Annotated in this window: 21 protein-coding genes and 1 pseudogene; 19 read left to right on the forward strand and 3 right to left on the reverse strand. The window is 54.7% G+C overall.

Annotated elements, in window-relative coordinates:
* Window positions 1-253 precede the first annotated feature (253 nt).
* The 7 genes from SELR_RS01115 to SELR_RS01145 are packed head-to-tail and all read left to right on the forward strand — an operon-like array spanning window position 254 to window position 10671.
* Window positions 254-1822 (forward strand): translation initiation factor IF-2, encoded by a 1569-nt coding sequence (locus SELR_RS01115; RefSeq protein WP_158645762.1) that lies wholly within the window; start codon window positions 254-256, stop codon window positions 1820-1822.
* Window positions 1823-1859: 37 nt separating this feature from the next.
* On the forward strand, window positions 1860-3161 hold the full coding sequence (locus SELR_RS01120) for a nucleotide sugar dehydrogenase (RefSeq protein WP_014423355.1): 1302 nt from the start codon (window positions 1860-1862) through the stop codon (window positions 3159-3161).
* Between the two features lie 22 nt (window positions 3162-3183).
* On the forward strand, window positions 3184-4140 hold the full coding sequence (locus tag SELR_RS01125; protein WP_065813987.1) for a polysaccharide deacetylase family protein: 957 nt from the start codon (window positions 3184-3186) through the stop codon (window positions 4138-4140).
* Window positions 4137-5996, forward strand: coding sequence for a glycosyltransferase (locus SELR_RS01130; protein WP_014423357.1), 1860 nt, complete (start codon window positions 4137-4139; stop codon window positions 5994-5996). The genes SELR_RS01125 and SELR_RS01130 overlap by 4 nt, the downstream gene beginning before the upstream one ends.
* The gene (locus SELR_RS01135) at window positions 5986-7893 is read left to right on the forward strand and encodes a polysaccharide deacetylase family protein (protein WP_014423358.1); all 1908 of its coding nucleotides are present in this window, start codon (window positions 5986-5988) and stop codon (window positions 7891-7893) included. The genes SELR_RS01130 and SELR_RS01135 overlap by 11 nt, the downstream gene beginning before the upstream one ends.
* 14 nt (window positions 7894-7907) lie before the next feature.
* Window positions 7908-8945 (forward strand): glycoside hydrolase family 18 protein, encoded by a 1038-nt coding sequence (locus SELR_RS01140; RefSeq protein ID WP_014423359.1) that lies wholly within the window; start codon window positions 7908-7910, stop codon window positions 8943-8945.
* A 19-nt stretch (window positions 8946-8964) separates the two neighbouring features.
* Window positions 8965-10671, forward strand: coding sequence for a polysaccharide deacetylase family protein (locus SELR_RS01145; RefSeq protein ID WP_014423360.1), 1707 nt, complete (start codon window positions 8965-8967; stop codon window positions 10669-10671).
* A gap of 47 nt (window positions 10672-10718) precedes the next feature.
* On the opposite strand, the gene SELR_RS01150 is transcribed toward SELR_RS01145, so the two are convergent.
* The gene (locus SELR_RS01150) at window positions 10719-12209 is read right to left on the reverse strand and encodes a class I adenylate-forming enzyme family protein (RefSeq protein ID WP_014423361.1); all 1491 of its coding nucleotides are present in this window, start codon (window positions 12207-12209) and stop codon (window positions 10719-10721) included.
* A gap of 295 nt (window positions 12210-12504) precedes the next feature.
* Here SELR_RS01150 and SELR_RS01155 point away from each other — a divergent pair.
* From SELR_RS01155 to rnhA, 7 genes and pseudogenes are all read left to right on the forward strand, one after another.
* Window positions 12505-12715 (forward strand): annotated as a pseudogene (locus SELR_RS01155) (4Fe-4S binding protein).
* Window positions 12712-13854 (forward strand): 2-oxoacid:acceptor oxidoreductase subunit alpha, encoded by a 1143-nt coding sequence (locus tag SELR_RS01160; RefSeq protein WP_014423363.1) that lies wholly within the window; start codon window positions 12712-12714, stop codon window positions 13852-13854. Before SELR_RS01155 ends, SELR_RS01160 begins: the two are co-directional and overlap by 4 nt.
* Window positions 13854-14684, forward strand: coding sequence for a thiamine pyrophosphate-dependent enzyme (locus SELR_RS01165; protein WP_014423364.1), 831 nt, complete (start codon window positions 13854-13856; stop codon window positions 14682-14684). Before SELR_RS01160 ends, SELR_RS01165 begins: the two co-directional genes overlap by 1 nt.
* The gene (locus tag SELR_RS01170) at window positions 14684-15214 is read left to right on the forward strand and encodes a 2-oxoacid:acceptor oxidoreductase family protein (protein ID WP_014423365.1); all 531 of its coding nucleotides are present in this window, start codon (window positions 14684-14686) and stop codon (window positions 15212-15214) included. Before SELR_RS01165 ends, SELR_RS01170 begins: the two co-directional genes overlap by 1 nt.
* A 250-nt stretch (window positions 15215-15464) precedes the next feature.
* Window positions 15465-16757, forward strand: a complete 1293-nt coding sequence (purB, locus tag SELR_RS01175; protein WP_014423366.1) for an adenylosuccinate lyase — start codon at window positions 15465-15467, stop codon at window positions 16755-16757.
* A gap of 32 nt (window positions 16758-16789) precedes the next feature.
* The gene (locus tag SELR_RS01180) at window positions 16790-18076 is read left to right on the forward strand and encodes an adenylosuccinate synthase (protein WP_014423367.1); all 1287 of its coding nucleotides are present in this window, start codon (window positions 16790-16792) and stop codon (window positions 18074-18076) included.
* Between the two features lie 64 nt (window positions 18077-18140).
* On the forward strand, window positions 18141-18821 hold the full coding sequence (rnhA, locus tag SELR_RS01185; RefSeq protein WP_014423368.1) for a ribonuclease HI: 681 nt from the start codon (window positions 18141-18143) through the stop codon (window positions 18819-18821).
* Window positions 18822-18891: 70 nt separating this feature from the next.
* Here rnhA and SELR_RS01190 read toward each other — a convergent pair whose 3' ends face one another.
* A complete protein-coding gene (locus SELR_RS01190; protein ID WP_014423369.1) occupies window positions 18892-19683 on the reverse strand; it encodes a sulfite exporter TauE/SafE family protein in 792 nt (263 codons plus the stop codon).
* 180 nt (window positions 19684-19863) lie between these two features.
* Here SELR_RS01190 and SELR_RS01195 point away from each other — a divergent pair, with 180 nt between their 5' ends.
* The 3 genes from SELR_RS01195 to SELR_RS01205 are packed head-to-tail and all read left to right on the forward strand — an operon-like array spanning window position 19864 to window position 23190.
* A complete protein-coding gene (locus SELR_RS01195) occupies window positions 19864-21285 on the forward strand; it encodes a carbon starvation CstA family protein (protein WP_014423370.1) in 1422 nt (473 codons plus the stop codon).
* Window positions 21286-21306: 21 nt separating this feature from the next.
* The gene (uxaC, locus tag SELR_RS01200) at window positions 21307-22719 is read left to right on the forward strand and encodes a glucuronate isomerase (RefSeq protein ID WP_014423371.1); all 1413 of its coding nucleotides are present in this window, start codon (window positions 21307-21309) and stop codon (window positions 22717-22719) included.
* A 12-nt stretch (window positions 22720-22731) separates the two neighbouring features.
* The gene (locus SELR_RS01205) at window positions 22732-23190 is read left to right on the forward strand and encodes a type III secretion system chaperone family protein (RefSeq protein WP_014423372.1); all 459 of its coding nucleotides are present in this window, start codon (window positions 22732-22734) and stop codon (window positions 23188-23190) included.
* Between the two features lie 39 nt (window positions 23191-23229).
* Here the strand turns inward: SELR_RS01205 and SELR_RS01210 are convergent, their stop codons facing one another.
* The gene (locus SELR_RS01210; protein WP_014423373.1) at window positions 23230-23556 is read right to left on the reverse strand and encodes a helix-turn-helix domain-containing protein; all 327 of its coding nucleotides are present in this window, start codon (window positions 23554-23556) and stop codon (window positions 23230-23232) included.
* A gap of 402 nt (window positions 23557-23958) precedes the next feature.
* On the opposite strand from SELR_RS01210, the gene glpA reads away from it, so the two are divergent.
* Both glpA and glpB read left to right on the forward strand, forming a co-directional pair.
* A complete protein-coding gene (gene glpA / locus SELR_RS01215) occupies window positions 23959-25569 on the forward strand; it encodes an anaerobic glycerol-3-phosphate dehydrogenase subunit GlpA (protein ID WP_014423374.1) in 1611 nt (536 codons plus the stop codon).
* On the forward strand, window positions 25566-26810 hold the full coding sequence (glpB, locus tag SELR_RS01220; protein ID WP_014423375.1) for an anaerobic glycerol-3-phosphate dehydrogenase subunit GlpB: 1245 nt from the start codon (window positions 25566-25568) through the stop codon (window positions 26808-26810). Before glpA ends, glpB begins: the two co-directional genes overlap by 4 nt.
* Window positions 26811-26816 lie beyond the last annotated feature (6 nt).

A 26816-nucleotide genomic window follows, 5' to 3' on the forward strand; every position in this document is an offset into this window, starting at 1 on the left:
GGTGGGGACTATATTCCCTATAAAATGGGGTGAAATTGGTGGAAAAAGTCAGCAAAATCAATTGACTTTATGATAACTGGTGCTTAGAATACAGATATTATTTTTTTTTATTATATTTGGATAAGTAAGTTATGGAAGTTTGAAAGGATTGTCGAAATTGTCAATGAGGACATCGAGAAATCATGGTATTCCCCTAATCATCAGGGCAAGAAGATGTTTGCTGGGGGCTGTTTTTTTCAGTGTGGAGCTGCCTTTGTCTGCAGTAGGGGCTGCCCCGGCGCAGATCCAGCCCTGGGTCTATGATTCCATGCTGGAACTGGCGGCCGAAGGTTATCTGGAACTGCCGTCCCGACCGTTGGGAAATTATTCCCGGCAGGAGCTGAGTGTTATGGTGGGCAAGGCCCTAAACGCGGTGGAAAAAAACCGCACGGGTACGCTGGCTGATGAGTATGCCCGCATTACTCGTCTGCTGGTGATGGACGAAGTGGAATTGAAGTTGGCCCAAGAACAGGAAGCGGTGGCTGTGAAACGCTGTGGAACTGCCAAGGCGAAGGCTGCCCGGGCAGCAGAGATGTATCTGCGCCGCTCCCTGCAGGGGCAGAACCGTTTGGAGGTCATGGAGCCCCTGAAGGCCAAGAATGATGAAGCTCAGGCCGGGCTGGAATACGCGGCCCGGGATTATGCGGAAGCCCAAAGCCGGGTGAAACAGCGGAGCAGGATGTTGGAATATGCCCGGAAGAAGCAGGAGAGTCTGCTGACTTCCTTGAACGGAGCTGATGGCAGTTCCAGTGGGACAGAATTGCCCGATAAATCCGAACAGAATGCGGTTTTGGAAAATGCGGGCAGATTGCGGGCGGAGTTCCTGCCGGAGCTGGAGGCAAACGGCAGTCTGGACAAGATTAGTGCCCGTCAGCAGCTGGCTTCCAATCTGCCCGTCAAAGATGTCCCTGATCAGGCCTTCAAGCTGGATACGGAACTGCGAGTGGATTCCGGCCGGTCCAGCGGAGACCATGGCCAGGGAACACGCACCCGCGCCAGGGTGCGGCTTTACCCGGATTACAATATCGACAACAACTGGCATATCAAAGGCATGGTGGAATGGCAGAAAGCTTTGTCCGGGCCGAAGTATAGCAAGGACGGCAAAGTCAATTTTGACCGCTATTATGTCAGCGGCAATATCGGTCAGGTTCAGACGGATATCGGGGCTTTTGGCAGCTTGATGGCCGAAGGTAATATCTATGACAGCAAGTTCGAAGGGGTGCGCCTGGCTGCCGGCAAGCCGGTCCGTTATACGCTGGAAGCGGGCAAGGCAGATTATGAGGGCATGAAGCATACATATGACCTCGCTGCAGATTATGAGAGTGCTGCTTATAAAGTGGGCGCTGCGTATTATCATTTTGCCTATGACAATGACCAGAAGCAGTATATTTACATGGGCAATTATCATCATAATCTGGGCATCTTTGATCTTGGGGGCATGCTGCTGCGCGGCCGGGAAAGCGGCAATGACGGCAGGACCGGCTATGTATTCTCGCTGGCCTATGCGCCCCAGAACAGCTGGCGTCCCTATACCTATAACAGCTGGCTCAAGTACTACTATCAGCCCCGGAGCACATATGTAAATCACACGATGAACGGCATGGCTGGTGCCATGAGCGGCCGCGGCGGCTTTAAAGGCTGGGGCTGGGGCTGTAATTATAATCTGCCGGATGATTGGTCGCTGGGCTTGGAACTTTATCATCTGCAGGATCTTGATATCGGTCATAGCAGCAACACCATCTGGGGCTCGGTAACCAAGTACTTCAAGAACTATCGGGAATGATTTCTGATGTCTTTATTGAAAGGATGCTTTGTAAAATATGGATATGCTTCAAAAACTGGAAAACAGGGAAACGAAACTGGCAGTTGTGGGGCTGGGCTATGTGGGCCTGCCGTTGGCTGCTGCCTTTGCGGAGAAATTCTCCGTTATCGGTTTTGACCGTAACGAGCGCAAGATTGAGAGGTATAAGCAGGGGCATGATGTTACGGCGGAGATTGGAGACAAAGTCCTGCAAAATTCTGCCATAGAGTTCACCACGGATCCAAAGCGCCTGCAGGAGGCCTCCTTTATCGTCATTGCGGTGCCTACACCCATAAACGGGGATAAGACGCCGGATCTGGCTCCGGTGAAGGGGGCTACGGAGACAGTGGCCCGTCAGCTGGCCAAGGACAGCATTGTGGTCTATGAGTCCACGGTATACCCTGGCGTGACGGAGGATATCTGCCGCCCGCTGCTGGAAGATCTGTCCGACAATCAGGATTTCAAGATCGGGTATTCGCCGGAACGCATCAATCCCGGTGACAAGAAACACCGCCTGCAGAATATCACGAAAATCGTGTCGGCAGAGGATGCGGATGCCCTGCAGGATGTAGCGGATGTCTACGGCTCCATCATCGACCATATCTACAAAGCCTCCTCCATCCGTGTGGCCGAGGCGGCCAAGCTGGTGGAAAATACCCAGCGGGATATCAATATCGCTTTTATGAATGAGCTGTCCATGGTATTCCATGAGATGGGCATCGATACGGAGGATGTGGCCAAGGCCATGGATACCAAATGGAATGCGCTGGGCTTCCGCCCCGGGCTGGTGGGCGGCCACTGCATCGGCGTAGATCCCTATTATTTCATCTATGAGGCGGAAAATCTCAACCGTCATTCCCAGATGATCTCTGCCGGCCGCCGCATCAATAACGACATGGGAAAATTCGTGGCCAATGAGGTGGTCAAGGTGCTGCTGCGGTCCGGTGTGGATGCTTCCAATGCCAATATCTACCTGCTGGGCATGACCTTCAAGGAGAACTGTCCGGATACCCGCAATTCCCGATCCGTGGATATTTACAACGATCTGCGGGAATACGGCCTCAAGGTCAAGGCCGCTGATCCTCTGGCGGATCGTCAGGATTTCCAGCGGGAATATGGAATCGAACTCGTGGAGGAGGACGAGATCCATAATGCTGACTGCCTGGTGCTTTTGGTGGCGCATGAGGCCTATCGTCAGCATACGCTGGCGGAATGGCGGTCGCTCTATCGCAAGGATGAAGATCCGATACTGATTGATGTAAAGAGCATCTATGGGCGGGAGGCTGCGGAAGAAGCCGGCTACACCTATTGGTGTCTGTAAGACAGGGAGGTTTATTAGTACCGTGAATTTCAAGAAACTCGGTTTGATGGTTTTTCTCTGTCTGGCCGTGGTGGTTGGTGTTCTTATCTATATCCGCGACAATGTCGTGGAGAAAACGGAATTCATTCCCGATATAACGGACCTGACCAAGAATTATCTGGCCGGGGATGAGATTGAGGCGGCTGTGGCCAAACGGCAGGAGCCGGATATAAAGCCGGCGGAGGTGATCACCACCCTGCAGGATGGTTCGGACAAGGTGGCGCTGGTCTTTGACGGCATGCCTGAGCGGCCTTTGGCGGCCCGGTTGCTGGATGTGCTGGCCAAGCATAATGCGGCGGCTGTTTTCTTCGTGGAAGGAGAGAATGTGGCCGATACGCCGGAGGTCATGAAGCTTATCCGGCAGGCCGGGCAGGAGGTGGGCAACTACACCTATGTGGGCCTTGCCGCCATCGAAAAACGGCCGGTGGAAGAGCAGCTGCGGGAAATCTGCCGGGCCCAGAAGGCTGTGGCCATGCATGATCCGCTGACGCCGAATCTGTTCCGTGCGCCCCGCACGGTCTATACGGATGATCTGCTGAAGTCTGTGCGGGCGGCGGGCCTGGAATACGCCGTCAAGGAGAATGTGCGCTTCCAGCCGGGACATATCCATGATCTGGCGGCGGCTGATGCTTATGTGGGCACGATTGCCAAAGGCAGTATCATTGCCATTCCCGTCAGCCGTCCGGTGGAGCAGAAAGCCAATGACGCTGCTGTGCGGGAGGAAAAACCGGCTGTGGATATGAAGCCTACCATCAAGGATGACCAGAGCGCGGTGATACCGCCCCAGGCAGATTTGGCCACGGAACTGGATCTGCTGCTGACGGCTCTGGAACGGCGCGGCCTGCAGGCTGTTTTTGTCAATCAGTTCCGCAAGATCCATTATATTCCTGCCGATTTTCCCCTGCCGCAGCCCAAAAGCCAAGGAGGCAATAAGCAATGATCTCGATGAATAAGCCCCGCAGGGATGTACTCTGCCGGGAGAAACCGGACCGCCGTCTGCTGTCCTATGTGCCGGATGATTCCGGCGAGAGAAGCAACCATGACCGCCGCGGAGGCGTGGATGACGCAGCAGAGGGGGAAGATTATAAGAAGTTCCAACAGGCGGATAAACAAGGCCAGCGCTATCTGGTGGATTACGAGGTGAAGCTGTCCTGCCGCCATGATGGCAGGGAGCGTACCCTTACAGCTCAGGCCGTGGATATCAGTGCCACGGGGATGCTGCTCAGGCTGGCAGCGGCCAAGGAGTGCCCGCTGCAGGCTGCGGACAGCGTCACGCTGACCTTTGAAATCACGCCGGGCTCTATGCCGGAAGGCTATGAAATGAAGATCAAAGGGCTGAAGGCTGAGTGCATACGCGTAGATGAACAGGCGGACGGCAGCGTCCTGTGCGGCGTGGAATTTGCCAAGACGCTGGCCCAATACGCGACGGACAAGCGCCAGCGTTATCTGCTGGCGGCATCGGCTTTCTGTCTGGGTGTCATTGCGCTGGTCATCGTGCTGATGCGGGCGGAGTCGGTGGTTTATTTCCGTTTCAACCGCTGGCTGTATCTCTACAGCATCATTGCGGCCACCTTCCTGCTGTCCCGCTATTTCATTGCCAGCTTTTACCGGCCAGTGGAGATCGATCCCGACTTTACGCCGGGGGTTACGGTCATCATCCCCTGTTTCAATGAAGAGAACTGGATACAGAATACCATCCGGAGCTGTATCAACCAGGATTATCCGGCGGATAAGCTGGAGGTTATCGTGGTGGACGATCACTCCAATGACCATTCGGTGGATCGCATCCGGGAAGCCATTGAGGAAATCAAGGCTGCGGATACGGAGGCGGGGGGCTATCATATGGCGGATCGCATACGCTATCTGGTCCAGCCCTACAATCAGGGCAAGCGGGAGGCTATGGCTCTGGGGGCCACGGAAGCCCGGCATGAACTGCTGGTCTTCGTGGATTCAGACAGCTTTCTGGAGCCCTTTGCCGTCCGCAATCTTGTCCAGCCCTTCAGGGACAAGGAGATGGGCGGCGTTTCCGGGCGTACGGATGTGGCCAACACCTACACCAATGCCCTGACCATGATGCAGTCGGTGCGTTATTACATTGCCTTCCGTGTCATGAAGGCCGCGGAAAGCTATTTTGATGCCGTGACCTGTCTGTCCGGGCCCTTGTCCTGCTATCGGCGGGATCTGGTGCTGAAATATGCGGATGCCTGGCTGAACCAGAAGTTTTTGGGCCAGAAGGCCACCTTTGGCGACGACCGCAGCATGACGAACTTCATCCTGCGGCATAATCGCACCACCTATCAGGATACGGCGGTGTGCCGGACCATTGTGCCCAATTCCTATACCATGTTCCTCAAGCAGCAGATGCGCTGGAAGCGTTCCTGGCTGCGGGAATCCCTGATCGGGGCCCGCTATATCTGGAAAAAGGAGCCCTTCATGTCCCTGAGTTTTTACATGGGACTGGCGGTGCCCATTGCGGCGCCTGTCATCGTGCTCTATAACCTCATCTATGTGCCGGTCATGCATCGGGTGTTTCCCGTGACCTTTATGGTGGGCATGCTGCTGATGGCCCTGCTGATGAGCATGGCGCAGCTGTTCCTGCGGCGCAGCACCACCTGGATCTTCGGCATGTGGTTCTGCCTCTATTACGAAGCCGTATTGCTCTGGCAGATGCCAGTGGCCTGGTTCACCTTCTGGAAATCCACCTGGGGAACCCGGTTGACACCGGCAGATCTGGAAGAGATGGAAAAGGAGCGCCGCAAGAAGGAAAGGAAGGAAAAGAAACGGCATGAAGCATAAGGAGAGCCGGGATAACCGCATTTTGGCGCTGGGGGATGAGGCTTTTTCCCGGCGCAAGAATCGGTGGAAACGTCTGCGGGTAATTGGGGAAATCATCGTGGTGGCCCTGCTGGCCTTTGCAGTCTATAATATGTTCTACAGTCTGGACACTTACAAGCCCTATGACCACAATGCGGTGACGGCCAGTGATAAGGATACGGGCTTTGTGGCTCTGTCCTATTTCGGTGTAGACCATATCGGTGACACATCCACCCTTATCGGGCAGAAGCAGCTGGAGAAGCACTTGCAGGAACTGAAGCGCCAGGGCTTTGTCACCATCACCCAGCAGGATATCAAGGATTACTATCAGCAGGGACGTCCTCTGCCGGAAAAAGCCCTGTTCCTGATGTTTGAGGATGGACGCCGGGATACGGCTATCTTTGCCCAGCCGATCTTGGAAAAACTCAATTTCAAGGCCAGTATGATGAGCTACGGGGAAAATGTGGAGTCCCATGATCTGAAATTTCTGAAGCCTTCGGAGCTGGAGGAGCTGGAGGACTCGACCTATTGGGAACTGGGAACCAATGGCTACCGGCTGGAGTACATCAATGTCTTTGACCGCTATCATAATTATATCGGGGAGATCGATCCCCTGCGCTATGCCATGCTGACGCCGTATCTGGAACGGGATTACAACCATTATCTCATGGATTACATCCGGGATAAGAATGGCGTGCCCAAGGAAAGCTACGGGCATATGAAGCGGCGCATAAGCTATGACTACGAAAAATTAAAGGATGTCTACAGCAGCAATTTGGGCAAAGTTCCCGGGGCTTATGTGCATATGCATGGCAATACGGGCAAGTTTGCCAATAATCCTGCTGTCAGTGCCGTGAATGAGAAGTGGATCCGGGAGTTGTTCCCCATGGCCTTCAACCGGGAAGGCTATTGCTTCAATCAGCGGAACAGCAGCCTCTATGATCTGACGCGCATGCAGCCGCAGCCTTATTGGTCCATCAATCATTTGCTGATGCGCATCAAGTATGATATCAATACGCCCATTGAGTTTGTGACCGGTGATACCGACCGGCAGAATAACTGGAATCTCATCACCGGTGCGGCGGAAGTCGACAAGGAAACCTACACCCTGACCACCCTGCCGGAAGGCGAGGCTTTGGCCGAAGTCCGGGAAAGCAGCAGCCTGCCGGATCTGAAGATTTCCACCAAATTGCTGGGCAATGCCTTTGGCGCCCAGCAGATATTCCTCAGAAGCGATGCCGGCAGGGATAACTGCCTGTGTGTGGAACTGCTGAATGACCAGCTGGTGGTATTTGAGAAGCTGGGCGGTGTGCGGCGTGATCTGTATAAGGAAAAGATCCCCGTCATCCTGGGGGAGAAGATCCCATCGGTGGAGGAGAATAAAAAAGAGGCAGAAATTCAGGAAAACACGGCCTTTGCCCGCTATGCAACTACCAAGGAGCAGGCGGAAGAATATTACGGCCGGGCCAAGAACCGCGAAGCCATTCCGGCAGCAACCGTTGCTGATGGGGCGGAGCCTTATGAGCACAGCCAGAGCTTTCACCGCCGTGGCGACCATAAACTGGTCATTGATCTCAAGGGGGACAGGCTTATCCTGACCTTGGATGATAAGCAGATTCCTGAGGAACTGACGGTCAGCGACACCGGTCATGGCAGCATCTTTTTGGGTGCATCCTGGCAGGGTGAGGCCTGGAGTCAGCGGAATCTGGCCGATGATGTCTATGACGCGGTGTTTGATAAGTTCACCGTTACCACCAATACGGGGAAGGACAAGGAGAAAGTCCTGTTCACCACGGAGTTTTCCGGTTGGGATAAGTTCGTCTTTCAGGCCGGGGAACTTTGGGACAGGGTGCTGTTCTGGTTCCTGCGTCACGCTTGAGGAGATTTGCATACATGAGAAAATATACGTATCTGCTGGCCTTGCTGCTGGTTCTGACATTGTCTGCGGGCTGTGCCCAGGGCGCTGCCCTGAAACCCGGTGACCATCCGCCGGTGGAATTGTCCGCCTGGGTGGCCGATTGGGACAGTCAGCGGGGGACAGAGGAATACAGACAACTGAAGCATCATCTGGCGGGGGTATCCTGCTTTACGGCCAGTTATGATCAGGATGACAAACTGACCGTTCCTGCGGAGGTCCGGGCTTTTGCCAAGGCGGCCCGCAAGGAGGGCCAGGCAAAACGGTATCTTTCCGTGGCCAATGATTGGCAGGATAAAACGGGCAGAAAGCACGCCAAGGATCAGGCGCTTTTGCGGCGTCTGCTGGCTGATGATGAGCATAAGGAGTCGGCAGTCCGGGAAATGATTGCCGCCGCCAAAGAAGCGGATTGCAATGGGCTTGAGCTGGATTATGAAGCCTTTTATAAGGATAAGTCTTTGCTGCAGGGTTATTTGTCCCTGACCTATAAGCTGTCTGCGGCCTGCCTCAGGGAAAATCTTGACCTGCGCATTGTGCTGGAACCGGGCATGCCCATGGACGCCGGACTTTGCAAGGGGCCAGAATATGTGGTGATGCTTTATAATCTGCATGGCCGTCATAGCGGCCCCGGTCCCAAGGCCGATGGGGCTTTTATCCGCAGGACCATACAGAAGATGGCCGCCATTCCCGGGCGAAAAGGCGTGGCTTTGGCCACAGGCGGTTGTCTGTGGGAAGATTACGGCCTGCTGGGCCTGAAAAAGGGGGCTGCCCGCTTCGTGGATGAGGTGGAGGCGGCAGCAATGGTCAAGGCCCATAATGGAACCCCGGAGCGGGACGAGGAAAGCTGGGCCCTGCATTTTTCCTGGCAGGAAAAGGGCCATAGCTATGAGCTTTGGTATGCGGACAGTGAAACCATCAATGCCTGGATAAAGGCTGCGGCGGATGAAGGTATTACGGATATCAGCCTTTGGCGGTTGGGCGGCAATTGCCATGTCAAAGGTATCAGGATGAAGTGAGTTTATTAAGGAGAGATATATGTATAGCAATAACTTCCTGGGCAGAGGGGCGGCTGCGCTCCTGGCAGGATTGTGGCTGGTGGCTGCACCGGCCCTTGTCCAGGCTGCACCTGCATGGGCAGATCTGCAGGCCCAGAATGGCGGGCGGCGGGCTGCAGTGCAGCGCTTTTTGACCACGACAGAAAAAACGGTGATCTTTACCTTCGGCGGCCTTTCCCGGCAGGTTCCCCTGCGGAATATCCTGGATTATATGGCCGCGGAAAAGATGCGTGGGACGTTTTTCGTCACGGAGCGAGAGCTGCAGCGGAATCTGGCCAATGTGCAGCTGATCCGAAACTATGGGCAGGATCTGGCCATGGGGCTGGTCCCCACGAAGACCGGCGGCTTCCAGGATTACTGTGCCCAGATCCAGCGGCTGCAGCAGGCCCTGCGGGACAATTTTGGCGTGGACAGCCGCTTTGTCCGCATCATGTCCGGCGGCGGCAATCAAGCGGCTATGGAAGAAGCTGTTTCCGCTATGGGCTGTACCCTGGTGGGGCAGGGGCTCAATGTGGTGCAGTCCAAGCATAAGGATGCCCGCAGCCCTGCGGAGGTCATGCCTCAGATCTTCGGCAAATGGACTACCTCCCTCAATCGTGGGGAAATCGTCTATATGCGCACAGATTTCTATACGAATGACGCGTTGGCGGCAGATATGCTGCGGGCAATCAAAACGCAGAAACTGGACAATATCGCCTATGCGCCGGAGGATATGGATGCCCGGGGCGAGGAAAATGACTCCGCTTATCATACCTCTTCTTTGGCCGAGGTGGACCGGAACAAAGCCATGGCTTATCGCTATCCTGTGGATACGGCGGCTTTGCCAACCGAGATGCAGCCGGAATATGGCACGGGACAGGTTACGGCGAAAAATTTTGCTCATATGTTCTTCAGCCGTTATATCGGCGCACCGGAAGTCGGTCCCAGTGACCGTATGCTGGGCTTTTCCCGCACGGAAATGGCCCGGGTGGACAAGACAGGGCTGGTGAAGACAGCGCCGCCCCGGACGGTTTTCCTGACCTTTGACGACTGGGGCAATGATGATTCCATCAATAAGATGCTCTATGTGTTGCGCAAGCATCAGGTCCATGGAACCTTCTTCATCATTACCCGCAATATGCTGAACAATCCCAATCTCCTGCGGGCTATTGCCAGTGAGGGCAATGAGATCGGCTGCCATACGAATAATCATGTGGCGATGACCGTGCAGGACAAGGGCGGGCATCAGGTGCCGGTGGAAAAAGAGGACGAATACAAGGAAGATGTGGGCTCCGCCTATCCCAAACTGCTCTCCGTGGTGGGGGATATGCGGCTGGAAAACGGCCGGCCGGCCCTTACCCGCCTGCTTCGGCCGCCTACGCTGGCTGTCAGCCGCAAGGGGGCCATGGCGGTGCTGAATGCCGGTTATACCTATATCGTCAATGGTTCCGGCAGTACGGAGGATTATGGTGCCGTATCTATGCAATCCCTGGTGGGCATTATGAACAGAATTGTTCATGATGAAAAGGGAAATGTCCGCAAGGGCGCTATCCTTATCATGCATATGAGTTCCACGGCCAAGCGGACGCCGGAAGCTCTGGATATGCTGCTGACGGCCAATGACAGGCTGCCGGAGGGTCATCCGGGGAAATTCAAAGTCGGACTTTTGGGTGATTATCTCAAAGACGGCTACGACCAAAGCAAATAACGCCAAAAAAGGCAGCTCATGACGAGCTGCCTTTTTGTTATCCGGATTTATTTCTTTTTGCTCTTGTTGAATTCGTCGAGGATCATGCGCTTGGCAATCTTGCCGGTGGAGGTGCGGGGGAGTTTTTCCATGAGATGGAATTCCCGGGGGATCTTGTAGAGGGCAAGGTTGGCCTGCAGGAATTTCTTGAGTTCCCGCACATTGATGTCCTTGCCGTCGTGGGTGCTGTAGAAGCAGGCGCCGGCCTGGCCGCGGAGTTTGTCCTCGATGCCGATGACGGCGGCTTCGAAGATGCCGGGGAACTGGTAAACCAGCTCCTCAACCTCGCGGGGGTAGATGTTCTCGCCCATGCTGATGATCATGTCCTTGATGCGATCCACGATGTAGATGTAGCCTTCTTCGTCGGCCCGTGCCACGTCGCCGGTATGGAACCAGCCGCCGCGCATGGCGTCCTGGGTGACATCCGGCAGGTTCCAGTAGCCCAGCATGATGTTCTCGCCTTTGACGATGAGTTCGCCGGCTTCACCCTGGGGCACATCCTTGCCTTCGGCGTCGATGAGTTTCCACTGGATGCCCGGCACGATCTTGCCGCAGGAGCCCACAATGGGTTTTTCCGGCGGGTTCATGGTGACAACCGGCGCCGTCTCGGACAGGCCGTAGCCTTCGCAGATATCCACGCCGAACTTGCCGATGAAGTCCTGCTGGATCTGCAGGGGCAGCGTCGTGCCGCCGCTGACCACGAGACGCAGGGATTTCATATCCTCGGTGGTGGCAAGCTTCGTCAGGAGGCTGCAGATGGAGGGCACGATATAGAGGTCGGTGACCTTTTCCTCCCGGATCACGGCGATGGTTTCCTTCGGGGTGAAGGAGTCCAGGATCACCACTTCGGCACCGCAGAAGAAAGGATAAAGCACGGAGCAGGTCCAGCCGAAGGCATGGTACATGGGCAGCACGCAGAGCACATTGTGTTCCGGTTTGCAGCCCATGCCGTTGTCCCGCATCTGTTCGCAGTTGGCTACGAGATTGCGGTGGGACAGCACAGCGCCTTTGGGGTTGCCCGTGGTGCCGGAGGTGTAGATGGTGACGCAGGGCTTGTGTTCGTCAAAGTCAGCCCGCAGAGCAGGAGCTTCGCCCGCCTTCTTGTCCGCCTTGCTGATGGTCTTGATGTCGTATTGGGTGACCTTCAGGTCGCAGCGCAGGGCCGCCAGTGCATCCACCAGATTCAGGGGCTGATAGGTCAGCAGCGTCTGGATGCCGGAGTCTTTGATGATGTAGGCGATTTCCCGGTTGCTCAGCTGGAAGTTGATGGGCACGGCAATGGCCCCCAGGGACACGATGCCCATGTAGGCAAAGACGAAATCCGCACTGTTGCGGGAGAAGATGCCCACCCGGTCACCTTCCCGGACGCCGGCAGCATATAAACGGTTGCGGCAGTTTTTTACGGCTTCCTGTGCTTCTTTATAGGTATAGCGGCGCGCATGGTCCACAATGGCCATGGCGTCAGGTTTTCCCTGCAAAATGAGTTCATGTACAAACATGGTCGTACCTCTTTCTTTTGACAAAACTAGAGTTAGCTCATACTAGATAAATTTTATACTAGGTCATAAAAAATGTAAAGAGATTATTTTTTCTCTATGGGGGAGATTTTCTTTTTATGGCGAACATTAATATTAACAGATTGAAAACTGTATGTTTATGTATACATTACGTTTATTTACAAAAATAGTGGATTTTTAAACAGTTATCTGCTATGATGTAAAAGTATATAGCGAATATACATAGATTCTATGTAAAATCTGATATATTTAATTGTGTAATTGGAGGCGGGTTTTCATGAAGGCTGAGATTAGCGTCAAGTTGGCGCGTTGCAAGGGCTGCGGCATCTGCGCGGCTTTTTGCCCAAAGTCGGTTCTGGGGATCGACTTTGGGCAAGGTTGTCGTGGCACATCCGGATGATTGTATTGGCTGTGGGCAGTGTGAACTGCGTTGTCCGGATTATGCAATATTTGTGGATAAAGTTGCAGCAAAGGAGGGTGTGGCATGAGTGAAGCAAGATTGATGCAGGGCAATGAAGCCTGTGCGGAAGCAGCCATTGCGGCCGGCGTGAATTTCTTCGCCGGTTATCCCATCACGCCCTCCACAGAGATCGCTGAGACCATGGCGAAACTCCTGCCGAAGGCTGGCGGCAAGTTCATCCAGATGGAAGATGAGATTGCCTCCATGGGTGCCATTCTCGGTGCTTCCTTAGCTGGCTGCAAGGTAATGGACGCCACCTCTGGCCCGGGCTTTTCCCTGAAGCAGGAACTGATCGGTTATGCCGCCTGTGCGGAAATCCCCTGCGTGCTGGTGGATGTGCAGCGTGTGGGCCCTTCCACAGGCCAGCCGACGGCGCCTTCCCAGGGCGATGTGATGCAGGTGCGCTGGGGCACCCATGGTGACCATCCGGTGATTGCCCTGTCTCCCTGGAGCGTCCGTGAAACCTACGATGCCACGGTGATGGCGGTGAATTACGCTGAGCGTTTCCGCACGCCGGTCATGCTGCTGATGGATGAGATGGTCGGCCATCTGCGGGAAAAGGTGGAACTGCCGGAGAAGGTCGATATCTATCCGCGCCGCAAGCCTACGAAAACCCGTGCCGAAGGCTATCAGCCCTTTGCGCCGGAAGCAGATCTGGTGCCCAATGTGGCAGATTTCGGCGAGGGCTATCATATCCATGTGACAGGGCTTATCCATGATGAGACGGGCTTCCCCGTGGGCAGCCCGAAGGTCACGGAGGATTCCATTCGCCGCCTGCATGAGAAGATCGATCGGGCTGGTGAGGAAATCATCCATACGGAAAGTTATTTTATGGAAGATGCGGAGTACGCCGTGGTATCCTTCGGCGGCACGGCCCGCACCGCCTATGAGGCCGTGCGTGAAGCCCGGGCGTCTGGCGTGAAGGTCGGCCTGGTACGCCTGCTGACCATCTGGCCCTTTGCAGACAAGGTCATCGGCGAACTGGCTCAGAAGGTCAAGGGCATTGTAGTGGCTGAACTCAATTATGGACAGATCGTCCATGAGGTGCGCCGTGCGGCCAATGGTGCCTGCCCGGTAAGCCTCTGCGGCAAGTATAATATGCGGGCGTTTGAACCCGCAGAGATTTTGGCAAGTATCCAGGAAATGGTAAAGGAGGTTGAAGGCTGATGGCAAAGGAAAGAGAATATGAACAGTATTTCCGTCAGAATCGCCTCCCGCACCTTTGGTGTCCCGGCTGCGGCAACGGCATTGCCATGAAGGCCATTGTGCAGGCCATTGCAAAAAGACCGGAACTCAATCAGGACAATACGGTGATTGTATCCGGTATCGGTTGTTCTTCCCGTGCTTCGGGTTATATGGATTTTGACACCCTGCATACGGCCCATGGCCGTGCGATCCCCTTCGCCACGGGCATCAAATTGGCCCGCCCGGATCTCAATGTGGTGGTTATCACTGGTGATGGTGACTGCACGGCAATCGGCGGCAATCACTTCATCCACGGCTGCCGCCGCAATGTGGATCTGACGGTGGTTCTCTTCAATAATAATATATACGGCATGACGGGGGGACAGGCATCCCCCATGACGCCGACGGGCCGCAAGGCCACCACGGCTCCCTATGGTTCCGTTGACCGTCCCTTCGATGCCTGCGCTCTGGCCGAAGCCGCCGGTGCCACTTATGTGGCCCGTTCCACGGCTTACCATGTGCAGCATCTGACGGACATGATCGCCAAGGCCTTCGACAACCATGGTTTCTCCTTCGTGGAAGCTCTGGTGCAGTGCCCCACGGCCTATGGCCGCAAGAACAAATTGGGCAGCCCCGCGGATATGATGAAGTGGATGCGGGATAATGCCGTGATGAAGGCCGCCTGGGATAAGCTCGATCCGGGCGCTGTGGCAGCGGAAAAATTCCCCATTGGCCTGCTTTATGAAGCAACGGCCATGGATTATGATACGGCCTATGATCAGGTTATCGAACGGGCAGGAGGTGCGAAGTGATGAAAAAACAATTAAGACTCTCCGGCTCCGGTGGTCAGGGCGTGATTACGGCGGCTATCCTGCTGGCAGAAGCAGCTGTAGCCGAGGGAAAAGAAGCAGCCCAGAGCCAGTCCTATGGCCCTGAGGCCCGCGGTGGTGCCTCCAAGGCTGAGGTAATCATCAGCGATGAGGCAATCTTCCATCCCCATGTGGAGACGCCGGATCTGGTGCTGGCCATGACGCAGAAGGCTGCGGATAAATATTACAGCGATTTGCATAAAGACGGCCTGCTCATCCTGGATGACAGTCTGGTGCCGGAAACGCCGGATTTCCCGAAGGTCGTGCGTCTGCCTATCACGAAACTGGCGGTGGAGGAGTTGGGCAAGGCACTGTTTGCCAATATCGTAGCGCTGGGTGCGCTGGTGCGCATCACGGGCCTCGTGCAATTTGACACCGTCAAGGAATTCGTCGCCAAACGCGTCCCGCCCCATACTGTTGAGGCCAATATGAAGGCCCTGCAGCTGGGCTGGGATGCCGCAGAGAATGTTTGAAAGAGATTGTTTACAGATAACCGGTCAACCACTCGTTGATCGGTTATTTTTCTGTATAAAGCACCCATCCCTTTATTGACACTTGTCCCGGCATTTGCTATTATAAGAAAGGGAAACTGTAAACAAATTCTCCAAACTCAAAATGAGGCTGGCACTCGCATGTGGCGGGGCAGTCAATTTGAGTTTTATTTTCGTGTTTTCACTTCCGCGGTGCAGTGACGCCGCTAGGAACCTGAGGAGGAAATCACTAATGATCGAACGTTACACCAACCCGGAGATGGGTCATCTTTGGTCCATCGAGAACGAATGGCAGCAGATCCTGAATGTTGAGCTGGCTGCCTGCGATGTTATGGCAGAGCTGGGAGAAATCCCGGTGGAGGCTGCGAAGAACATTCGCGCCAAGGCAAAATTCGATGTGAAGCGCATTCTGGAAATTGAATCCGTTACCCATCATGATATCATTGCCTTCCTGACCAACGTCGCCGAAAATGTTGGTGAAGATTCCAAGTATGTGCATAAGGGGCTTACGTCCAGCGACGTAAAGGACACCGCTTACTGCATGATGATGCGGGATGCTGCAGACATCATCCTGGATGACCTGCGCAAATTCCGCGAGGTTCTGCGCCGCCGTGCCGTGGAATTCAAACATACGCCCTGCATTGGCCGTACCCATGGCATCCATGCTGAGCCCATGACCTTTGGTCTGAAGATGGCTCTGTGGAGTGCGGAAATTGAACGCGATATCGACCGTGTGGAACATGCGAAAAAGACGGTTTCCGTCTGCAAGCTCTCCGGCGCTGTTGGCACTTACTCCAACATCGATCCGGAAATCGAGCAGCGCGTGGCTAAGAAGCTCGGTCTGACGCCGGTTCCTCTGGCAACTCAGGTCATCCAGCGCGATCGTCATGCTGAATTCGTGACGACGCTGGCTATCGTATCCAGCACCCTGGAAAAGATCGCTACGGAAGTCCGCAACCTGCAGCGTACGGATATCCGTGAAGCCGAGGAATATTTCTCCCCGGGGCAGAAGGGCTCTTCTGCTATGCCCCATAAGCGTAATCCCATCAACTGCGAACGCATCTCCGGTATGGCCCGCCTCGTGCGCGGCAATGCCGTTGCCGCTCTTGAGGATATCACCCTCTGGCATGAGCGCGATATCTCCCATTCCTCCGTTGAGCGCGTAATCCTGCCGGACAGCACCATCAACGTGGATTACTGCACCCGTAAGCTCACGAACATCATCGATAAGCTGCTGGTCTATCCGGACAAGATGCTCCACGATATGGAACGCACCGGCGGCCTGATCTACAGCCAGCGCATCATGCTGAGCGTGGTCAGCAAGGGCGTGCTGCGTGAAGATGCTTACAAGTGGGTACAGCGCAACGCCATGAAGCGCTGGATGGAAGGTCAGGATTTCCGTACCAGCGTGGAAAATGACCCGGATATCACGAAGTATCTGACGAAGGAAGAAATCGATGATTGCTTTGATTACAAGTATTTCCTGCGTCATGTGGATATGATTTTTGAACGTTTCGGACTTTGATTTTTAAATCAAGGCTTTAAGGAGAGTATGATATGTCAACAGTAGTAGTAACCGGTACCCAGTGGGGCGATGAAGGCAAGGGTAAAATCGTCGATTATCTGGCCCAGCAGGCCGATACGGTAGTACGCTTCCAGGGCGGCAGCAATGCCGGCCATACGGTCATGGTAGATGGCGAGGCTTATAAGCTGCGCCTGATGCCCTCCGGCATCCTGTTCAAGGGTTCCCATTGCATTGTGGGCAATGGCGTGGCTTTTGATCCCATGGTTATGCTGGAGGAAATGGACGGCCTGGCTGAACGCGGCATTGACCTGTCCGGCATCCGCATTTCCAACCGCGCCCATGTGGTGCTGCCGTACCACCGCCTGATGGATGGCATCGGTGATGAAGCCCGTGGCGATAACAAGATCGGCACCACCAAACGCGGTATCGGCCCCTGCTACATGGACCGTGACAACCGCATCGGCATCCGCGTCTGCGATCTGATGGACGAGGAAGAATTCGCCAAGCGCCTCAAGGAAAATCTGGAAATCAAGAACAAGGAACTCAAGCTTCTGTATGACCATGAGCCCCTGTCCTATGAGGAAGTGCTCAAGGAATACTTGGGTTATGCAGAGCGTCTGCGTCCCTATGTCTGCGATACCATTGCCCTGCTGAACGATGAAATCAAAGAAGGCCGCAAGATCCTCTTTGAAGGTGCTCAGGCTACGATGTTGGACATCGACTATGGTACTTATCCGTATGTTACGGCTTCCCACCCCATTTCCGGTGGTGTGGGCGTAGGCGCTGGCGTGGCTCCCAACAAGATCGACAAGGTGGTGGGTATCGTCAAGGCTTACTGCACCCGTGTGGGTGAAGGCCCCTTCCCCACGGAACAGCTCAATGCCATCGGCGAGAAGATCCGTGAAGAAGGTCATGAGTACGGCGTTGTTACGGGCCGTCCCCGCCGCACGGGCTGGCTCGATGCCTGCGTGGTCCGCTATGCCGGCCTGATTTCCGGTATCGACTACATGGCTGTAACCCGTCTGGACATTCTCGACAACTTCGAGGAAATCAAGATGTGCGTAGCCTACAAGTACAAGGGCGAAATCCTCAACGAAATCCCGGCCAGCCTCAAGGTACTGGCTGAGGTTGAACCGGTGTACGAGACCTTCGAGGGCTGGAACACCAGCATCAGCAAGGTGCGCAAGTACGAAGATCTGCCGGAAAATGCGAAGAAATATCTCGAACGCATGGCAGAAGTGACGGGCATCAAGCTGGGCATCGTTTCCGTTGGTCCGAACCGCGATGAAACCATCGTTCTGGCTAAGGATATATTTTAAGTCGTAATAGAATAAGCTGTCGCTCCTATGGGGGCGGCAGCTTTTGTGATTGAGGGAGAAATTTATGGCAGCCAAGAAAGTATATGCCGTCAGAAACGGGCGCAAGACAGGGATTTTCACCACCTGGGCAGAGTGCAAGGCTCAGGTGGATGGCTTCCCGGGGGCCCGCTACAAGGGATTTACCGATCCCAATGAGGCCAATAAGTGGCTGAATCTGGACTATGTGCCGCCCTATGGCGGCGGTGCGCCGAAAAAGCAGGCCGCGCCCCAGCCGGAACCGGCGGCGCAGTTTGACGATGCGCCGGATTATGTCATCTATACGGATGGTTCCTGCCTGCGCAATCCCGACGGCCCCGGCGGCTGGGCCGCGGTGATTGCCGACCAGATTGAAGGCAGACTTACGGAACTCCACGAAGGGGAAGCCTCCACCACCAACAACCGCATGGAACTGACGGCAGCGCTGCGGGCGCTGACCTTTGCCCGTCCTGGTTCGGTCATTGACCTTTACACCGACAGTCAGTATCTCAAGAACGCCTTTACCAAGAACTGGCTGGCTGGGTGGAAACGCAAGGGCTGGGTGACGGCTGCCGGCACGCCGGTGAAGAATCAGGACCTCTGGCAGCAGCTGGACGCCGCCTTCGCCCGCCAAAAGGTGCGCTTCCACTGGGTGAAAGGCCATGTGGGCGTGGCCCAGAACGAGCGCTGTGACGAACTGGCCAAGGCTGAGGCCATGAAATTCATGTGATGGATTTAGCGAACAGATGTGAAAAAACCACCCGTATGGGTGGTTTTTTCATGCAGTATTATGAAGTTCGTTATTGGACGCTGCCCATCAGGATCAGGCGGCAGCCCAGGGCAAACATGGCCAGGGAGAGCAGGGCCAGAATGACTTTTGATTTTGTCTTTTTAGAGATCTTGGCCCCGATCTGGGCACCGATGGCGGCGCCGATGGAGATGCAGATGGCAGGCATCCAGATGATGTGGTCCAGCAGGAAATGGGACACCACGCCGAAAGCAGAGGAGCAGGCCAGCACGAAGTGGGAGGTGGCAGTGGCCATATGCACCGGGAAGCCCAGGAGATAGATCATCAGGGGCACATGGATGACGCCGCCGCCGATGCCGAAGATGCTGGACAGGAAGCCTACGCCGAAGCTGGAGATGATGCCAATCCAGCGATTGTAGGTAAAGCCGGCGGGCAGCTCATGCACATCTGCCGGCGGTTTGCGGCGGGTGTTCATATACATGATGGAGGCCATGAACAACAGGAAGATGCCGAAGTAGAAGTTCAGCATGGGCGGGTTGAACTTGTCCACGATATAAGAGCCGAAGAAGGCACCGGGCAGGGTGGCCAGGGCAAAGGGGATGGCTGCCTTGAAATACACCCGCTTCTGGCGGATATAGGCGATGGTGCCGGACAGGGCGTTGGCCATGACGATGACCAGGGACGTACCTGTAATCTGCGCCGCCGTGGTAAAGAAGGGATGGTTTGTGCCCGCAGACAGGAACAGGATGAAGATGGGCACGCAGATCAGGCCACCGCCGATGCCTACCAAGGTACCGAAGGTGCCGACGCCGAGGCCCAAAAGCAAGAATAAAAGGACTTCCATGGGAATGCCTCCTCGTGAAATTTATGGTAAATTTTTCGAATGGGGCAGGATTTTTTGCCTCAATTGCGAATACAACTTAGTATAGCACAAATAGAATTTCATCACAAAGGAGGGCAGAGAAGATTATACAGGGTAAATATTCGCAATTGTTGTAATAATAGTAAAACGAGGTGAAGTTTCATGGTTACATTTTTAGTGGCTTTGTGCGCCCTGATTGGCGGTTATTTTATCTATGGTAAGATCGTGGATAATGTGTTCGGTCCCACCGATGCGCAGACGCCGGCGTTGGTGCATAATGATGGCGTGGATTACATCCCGCTGCCCACTTGGAAGGTATTTCTGATCCAGCTTCTGAACATTGCGGGCCTTGGCCCAATCTTTGGTGCTCTCGGTGGTGCTATCTGGGGGCCCAGCGTATATCTCTGGATTGTCTTTGGTACGATTTTTGCCGGTGCTGTCCATGACTACCTGTCGGGCATGATTTCCTTGCGCGAGGATGGCAAGAGTATCTCCGAGGTAGTTGGTCACCATATGGGGCCCACGATGCTGATGATCATGCGCGTGTTCTCCGTGGTGCTGCTGGTCTTAGTCGGTACTGTATTCATGACAGGGCCGGCCGGCCTGCTGGCCAAGCTCACCGGCGTAGCTGTAACAGTGGTGCTGCCCTGCGTGCTGGCCTATTACTTCCTGGCCACGCTGCTGCCCATCGATAAACTGATTGCCCGTTTCTATCCCCTGTTCGGTATCTGCCTTATCGTCATGGCCCTGGGCATCATGGGGGGCATGCTCTTCGGCGTGGGAGGTCATACCATGCCGGAAATGACCTTGCAGAACCTGCATCCGCTGGGGCCGGAAAAGATGCCGATCTGGCCGCTGATGTTCATCACGGTAGCCTGCGGCGCAATCTCCGGTTTCCATTCCACCCAGTCGCCGATCATGGCCCGCTGCCTGAAGGATGAGCGCCTTGGCCGTCCTGTATTCTATGGCGCCATGGTTTCCGAAGGCATCATCGCCCTGATCTGGGCAGCTGCCGGCGTTACCTTCTATGATGGCACTGGCGGACTGGCCGCAGCCATGAAGGCTGGCGGTGCCGGTACTGTGGTTTATGATATCTGCGTGGGTTTCATGGGTTCCGGTGTTGGTGCTGTGCTGGCCATGCTGGGCGTTATTGCCTGCCCCATTACTTCCGGCGATACGGCTTTCCGTTCTGCCCGCCTGACTTTGGCTGACTGGTTCGGCATCGAGCAGAATCAGGCAGTGAAGCGTCTGATGTTTGCTGTACCTCTGCTGGCTGTGGGCGGTATCCTGTCCCAGATGGACTTCAACATCATCTGGCGTTATTTCTCCTGGACGAATCAGACGCTGGCCATGATCGTGCTCTGGACCGGTGCCGTTTATCTCTATCGCACGAAACCGGGTTCCGGTGCCTGGAAGATTCCCTTCGTACCGGCAACCTTTATGTCGGCCGTTTCCTGCACCTATATCCTGCAGGCTCCGGAAGGCTTGCAGCTGTCCACCGCCATTTCCTATCCGGTGGGGATTCTCTTCGCGGTAGTGTGCGTAGCTTTGTATTATAAGACCACTTTAGGCAGTAAGGCTTGATGGCAGTTGGGAGGGCTGATTATGAAACCATTCATGGACAAGGATTTTCTTTTGCAGACGGAAACGGCCAAAACACTCTATCACGAACATGCCGCTCCCATGCCCATCTATGACTACCACTGTCATATCAATCCTCGGGAGATTGCCGAGAACCGGGAATTCCGCAATATCGCCCAAGCCTGGTTGGCCACCGACACCTATAAGTGGCGTCTGCTCAGGAGCAACGGCGTGCCGGAGGGCTGTGTATCCAGCACGGAGGTTTCCTCTCGGGAGAAATTCCAATACTTTGCGGAAAGCATTTCCCGGGCTATCGGCAGTCCCATCTATCATTGGACGCATCTGGAACTCAGGCGGTATTTTGACTGCGATCTGGTGCTCAATGGGGAGAATGCGGAAAAGATCTGGGAAATCTGCAATGAGCGGCTGCAGTCGGCAGATATGCGGGCGCAGGGCATTATCCGGCAGTCCAATGTGCAGGTGATCTGCACTACGGATGATCCTGTGTCGGAGCTGAAATGGCATAAGAAGATCAAGGCGGAAGGCATCTGTCCGGCCAAGGTGCTGCCCACGTTCCGGGCAGATCCCATCCTCAATATCGAGGATGAGGGCTGGGATAATTATATGCGCTATGAACTGGGCGAAGTCACGGATATGGATGATATATCCACCATGCAGGACATCCGGGATGCGCTGGTGAAGCGGCTGGATTATTTTGCAGAGAATGGCTGCCAGATTGCCGATCATGCCCTGCCCTATATGGCCTTTGCTCCGGCCAGGGAGTATGAGCTGGATGATGTGGTGGGCAAGGTGATCAACGGCAAGGGCAGTCCCTCGAAACTGGCTATGGAGCAGTATAAGACGGCGATTCTCCTGTTCCTGGGACAGGAATATGCCCGGAGGGGCTGGACCATGCAGCTGCATTTCTCGGCCCTGCGGGACGTGAATTCCCGGCAGTTTGCGATTCTGGGACAGGACAGCGGCTATGATGTGGTGGATACCCATAACTGTGCGCCGTCCCTGGCCAAGTTCCTTGACGCATTGGATAAGGACGGAAAGCTGCCTAAGACCATCATCTCCTCCCTGAATCCTGCCGACAATATCGTGATTGCCTCGCTGCTGCCGGCCTTTTCCGGGACGGAGTATCTGGGGAAGGTACAGCAGGGGGCAGCCTGGTGGTTCAACAACAATAAAGAAGGCATTGAGGCGCAGTTGCGGGTATTGGCCAGCATTTCGGTAATGGGCAATGCCATCGGCACGCCGACGGACTCCCGTTCCATCTTGTCCTATTCCCGTCATGAGTACTATCGGCGGATCCTCTGCAACTTCATCGGTAATCTGGTGGAGAACGGCGAGTATCCGGCGGATATGAAGGTGCTGGGCAAACTGGTGGAGGACATCAGCTACAACAATGCCTGCCGTTATTTCGCTTTTTGAGGAGGTGCATGCATGCCTAGAAAAGCCAAAAAAAGTGTGGAGAACAATGAAAAGGCGGTCAAATTTCAGGAATTCCTGATGGAGAACAATATCAGCGTCTTCAGCACGGAATCCATGGATGATGATTACGCCACAGTGCTCTTCCGTTCCCGTATTGAGGTTCGGGGGCAGATTCTGCCGATGGCTGTGCTGATTGATACCAGTATCTTTACGGTAATCCGCACGCAGATCATCAGCGGCCTGCCCGAGGATAAGCGCGCTCCCATTAAGACCTATCTGAATGACCTTAACGCCCGTTACAAGAGTTTTAAGTACTATGTCCATGAAGATGGCAAAGTATATCTGGATATATGCCTGCCCTTTGTGGATGAAACCTTTGACAGCAAGATGATCCAATTGATGCTCAGCGTGCTGGTGCAGCATCTGGAAGAAGTGTATGATGAATTTATGGCCCGGGTTTGGGGAAAATAAATAAAAAGCATGGCATCGTCATGATGCCATGCTTTTTTATTATTTATCCGATAACAGGAGTTTCAGGGCAATTTGTTTTTCTGTGGGCAGTTTCTGCAGGAGTTTCAACAGCTGGGGATCGATGCCTTTTGTTTCCCCGTTGGTGTTTTTTTCCGCCTCCCCGTTGGCGGCCAGATTATTGAGTTCCTCGATGCGGATATTGAGGGCCCCGCAGATCTTCAGCACGTTGTCCATGGCGGCGCCGCCGATGGAGCCGTTGAGGATGGAGAGCAGGGTGGTATAGGGCATGTTGATGATTTTGGCAAAGTCCTTCATGGCATAGCCATGGGATTTGATCAGGGCCTTGATATAGTCTTCTCTATTCATGTTCGGAAGTCCCTTCTTCGTGTCGCTAACTATGTAAAATATTATACAGGACGGGGCTGGAAAAGAAAAGGGGCATAGGAGCAAAATGATATAACGTATTTTTCGATAAGAATAACGACGAAAAACAATAAATAAAAATCATATTTCGTATTGACAACATGTAATTTTGTAGTAGTATGTTCTTGTAAACGAAATATAGTATTAAAAACGAGCACAAAAACGAAATAATAATTTTGTGAGAAAATAACGAAGCGTCTCGCGAAATGAAATCCTGTGTTAACATGGTGTGTCTGCTCGTTGTACTTATGTACTTTTGCGATTGAAGATTATTTATTCCCTGAATTATCGTTAAATTTTTAATCATAATAATAAGTGTATTATTCCGGAGAGGATGAGCGTACGATGGAAAAAGCAACGGTCGTTGTGATAGGCGGCGGGGCCACTGGTGTGGGTATCCTGCGGGATCTTTCCATGCGCGGTGTGAACACGCTGCTGGTGGAAAAATGCGACCTGGTGAATGGCGCCAGTTCCCGCTATCATGGACTCCTGCACAGCGGTGGCCGCTATGCGGTAAAGGATCAGGAGGCAGCTAAGGAGTGCATCATCGAGAATCAGATCTTGCGCAAGATCGGCAAATCCTGTGTGGAGACGACCGGAGGTATGTTCGTCCGACTCAATATCGACGATCCTGCCTATGAGGAAGCCTGGGTGAAAGGCTGTGCGGAGAGTGGAATCGAAGCCACGCCCATTACCCGGGAAGAGGCCTTCCGGTTAGAGCCGCTGCTCTCGAAGAATGTGGAGTCGGCTTATCTGGTGCCGGATGCTGCCATCGACGGTTTCCGCATGAGCTGGCAGAATGTGGAGTCCGCCAAACGCTATGGCGGCCGCAGCCTGACTTACCGCGAAGTCATCGGGATTGAACAGGCCAATGGCGAGCTCAAAGGTGTGAAAGTACGAAATACCATTACCGGTGAAGAAGAACTCATCGAGTGTGAGATCGCCATCAACGCTGCCGGCGGCTGGGCCGGCAAGGTCGCCGCACTGGCTGGCCTGGAAGTCGGGGTACAGCCGGACAAGGGAACGCTCTTAGCCTTCAACCAGCGGCTGACCAGCCATGTGGTGAACCGCCTGCATAAATCCTCCGATGGTGATATCTTCGTGCCCCATGGCTCTATCACGATCCTGGGAACCAGCTCCATGAGCATCCCGGATCCTGAGGACACCAGCACTTCCCGTGAGGAAGTAGAGAACCTGCTCTCCATCGGGGAGAAGACCTTCGAGCATCTGCGTGACTGCCGCATGCTCCGGGCTTTCGCCGGTTCCCGGCCGCTCTACATCCCCCCCGGAGGTGTCAAGGGGCGCGGCGCATCCCGCGGCTTTGCCATCGTGGATCACGAAGAGGACGGTCTCAAGGGCTTGTTCACCATCGTGGGCGGCAAGTTCACGACTTACCGCCTGATGGCCGAGAAGATGGCGGACAAGGTCTGTGCGAAACTGGGCAATACGGAACGATGCCGTACGGCGGAGGAACCGCTGGTGCCGGAAGTCAGCGAGGAGGCCAAGAAGGCGGCCCGCAAGTATTTCCCGGCCTATGGCACGAATCTGGCGGCAACCCGTTTGGGACCGGAGCGCTTTGAGCGCGTGGTCAAGCGGCTGGAAGCCGAGCCGGAGAAGCGGGAACTGGTCTGCGAGTGCGAAAACGTCACCCTGGCCGAATTTGAAGAGATTGCGCAGGAGGATTCCTGCTATCAGATCAACGATATCCGCCGCCGTACCCGCGTGGGTATGGGCACCTGCCAGGGCAATTTCTGTGCCCTGCGCTCGGCTGGCCTGTTTGCGCAATATGGCAAGCAGAAAAGAGCGGCAGAAACACTTACCCGCATGAAGGAATTCCTGCAGGGCCGCTGGAAGGGCATCCGTCCGGTGCTCGTGGGCAGGACTCTGCGGGAAACGGAAATGACACGGGCTCTATATGAGTTGTCCTTTCATGTGAATGGAGGCAAAACGGAATGAAACATGCGGATACCCTGGTAATTGGCAGCGGCTTTGCCGGCCTTATGGCGGCTCTGGTCAGTGCCAATCAGCGAAAAAAAGTAACCCTGCTCACCTGTGGTTCGGGTTCCCTTTCCTTGAATAGCGGTGTCATTGACGTATTGGGCTATGACGAACAACACAACTATGTGGAGTGCCCGCGGCAGGCTTTGGCAAATCTGCCGGCGGAACATCCTTACAGCAAGATCGGTCTGGAAACGGTGGAAAAAGCCGTGAACTACTTCCTGGACTTCACGAAGGATTACGGTTTTCCCTACAGAGGTTCTTTAGACCATCAGCTGCATGTGCCCACGGCGGTGGGCACCATGAAGCCCACCTGCCTGGCTCCCCACTGTCTGGACGGCACGAGCCTCCACGGGGAGGAACATATCGTAATCGTAGGCATCAAGGGGCTCAAGGATTTCTATGGCAATATCCTGCAGGACAATCTGCAGCAGTCCCTTAAGGGACAGACAAAGTTCCCCATCGTGGAAGTGAATACGCCGCTGCTGGGCGGCCGCGATATTACGACTATCGATGTGGCCCGCTGGCTGGATACTCAGGCGGGGCGTGATTCCCTGGTGGAACAGCTGAAGCCCTACGTTCAGGCCGACAGCACGGTGTTCCTGCTGCCACAGGTCCTGGGCACTAAGGGACAGGCTTGTGCGGCTTACCTCCATGAAAAGCTGGGGGCAGAGGTCCTCGAAACCACCTGCCTGCCGCCTTCCGTCAATGGCTTGCGGCTGCAGGCCATGCTGAAACGGGCTTTGCGGGATATGGGCGTGGAAATCGTGGAAGATACCAAGGTCCTGCGGGCGGTTACCGATGGCAAGAAGTGCACCGGCGTGGTGGCCAGGGCCTCTGTGCGGGAAAAGACCTACTATGCGGACAAGTTCATTCTCGCCACCGGCGGCCTCTACAGCGGCGGCATCACGGTGCGGGAGTTTGAACAGCCCCGGGAAATGATCTTCGACCTGCCGGTCTATATCGAGTCCGGCGAGGAAAACTGGAGCAATGAGCAGCTCTTCTCGGACAAGCCCCAGGGCTTTGCCAAGACCGGCGTGCGCACGGATAATGACCTGCGGCCGGTGGATGAGAAAAATCAGCTGGTTTATGAAAATGTATACGTCATAGGCAGCAACCTGGGCGGTTATGATTTCTGCTTTGAACATTCCGGCAACGGTGTGGCATTGGCTTCGGCTTACAAAGCCGCATTGATGTGAGGAAGG

This window comes from Selenomonas ruminantium subsp. lactilytica TAM6421 (assembly GCF_000284095.1).
GTDB classification, from domain to species: domain Bacteria; phylum Bacillota; class Negativicutes; order Selenomonadales; family Selenomonadaceae; genus Selenomonas_A; species Selenomonas_A lactilytica.

What these genes read in the sequence shown, in the direction of transcription:
- SELR_RS01130 (WP_014423357.1), top strand. Translation starts at nt 4,137, where the DNA reads ATGATCTCGATGAATAAGCCCCGCAGGGATGTACTCTGCCGGGAGAAA.
- SELR_RS01195 (WP_014423370.1), top strand. Translation starts at nt 19,864, where the DNA reads ATGGTTACATTTTTAGTGGCTTTGTGCGCCCTGATTGGCGGTTATTTT.
- uxaC (WP_014423371.1), top strand. Translation starts at nt 21,307, where the DNA reads ATGAAACCATTCATGGACAAGGATTTTCTTTTGCAGACGGAAACGGCC.
- glpB (WP_014423375.1), top strand. Translation starts at nt 25,566, where the DNA reads ATGAAACATGCGGATACCCTGGTAATTGGCAGCGGCTTTGCCGGCCTT.
- SELR_RS01160 (WP_014423363.1), top strand. Translation starts at nt 12,712, where the DNA reads ATGAGTGAAGCAAGATTGATGCAGGGCAATGAAGCCTGTGCGGAAGCA.
- SELR_RS01120 (WP_014423355.1), top strand. Translation starts at nt 1,860, where the DNA reads ATGGATATGCTTCAAAAACTGGAAAACAGGGAAACGAAACTGGCAGTT.
- SELR_RS01170 (WP_014423365.1), top strand. Translation starts at nt 14,684, where the DNA reads ATGAAAAAACAATTAAGACTCTCCGGCTCCGGTGGTCAGGGCGTGATT.
- rnhA (WP_014423368.1), top strand. Translation starts at nt 18,141, where the DNA reads ATGGCAGCCAAGAAAGTATATGCCGTCAGAAACGGGCGCAAGACAGGG.
- SELR_RS01150 (WP_014423361.1), bottom strand. Translation starts at nt 12,209, where the DNA reads ATGTTTGTACATGAACTCATTTTGCAGGGAAAACCTGACGCCATGGCC.
- SELR_RS01180 (WP_014423367.1), top strand. Translation starts at nt 16,790, where the DNA reads ATGTCAACAGTAGTAGTAACCGGTACCCAGTGGGGCGATGAAGGCAAG.
- SELR_RS01135 (WP_014423358.1), top strand. Translation starts at nt 5,986, where the DNA reads ATGAAGCATAAGGAGAGCCGGGATAACCGCATTTTGGCGCTGGGGGAT.
- SELR_RS01190 (WP_014423369.1), bottom strand. Translation starts at nt 19,683, where the DNA reads ATGGAAGTCCTTTTATTCTTGCTTTTGGGCCTCGGCGTCGGCACCTTC.
- SELR_RS01210 (WP_014423373.1), bottom strand. Translation starts at nt 23,556, where the DNA reads ATGAATAGAGAAGACTATATCAAGGCCCTGATCAAATCCCATGGCTAT.
- SELR_RS01140 (WP_014423359.1), top strand. Translation starts at nt 7,908, where the DNA reads ATGAGAAAATATACGTATCTGCTGGCCTTGCTGCTGGTTCTGACATTG.
- SELR_RS01165 (WP_014423364.1), top strand. Translation starts at nt 13,854, where the DNA reads ATGGCAAAGGAAAGAGAATATGAACAGTATTTCCGTCAGAATCGCCTC.
- glpA (WP_014423374.1), top strand. Translation starts at nt 23,959, where the DNA reads ATGGAAAAAGCAACGGTCGTTGTGATAGGCGGCGGGGCCACTGGTGTG.
- SELR_RS01205 (WP_014423372.1), top strand. Translation starts at nt 22,732, where the DNA reads ATGCCTAGAAAAGCCAAAAAAAGTGTGGAGAACAATGAAAAGGCGGTC.
- SELR_RS01145 (WP_014423360.1), top strand. Translation starts at nt 8,965, where the DNA reads ATGTATAGCAATAACTTCCTGGGCAGAGGGGCGGCTGCGCTCCTGGCA.
- purB (WP_014423366.1), top strand. Translation starts at nt 15,465, where the DNA reads ATGATCGAACGTTACACCAACCCGGAGATGGGTCATCTTTGGTCCATC.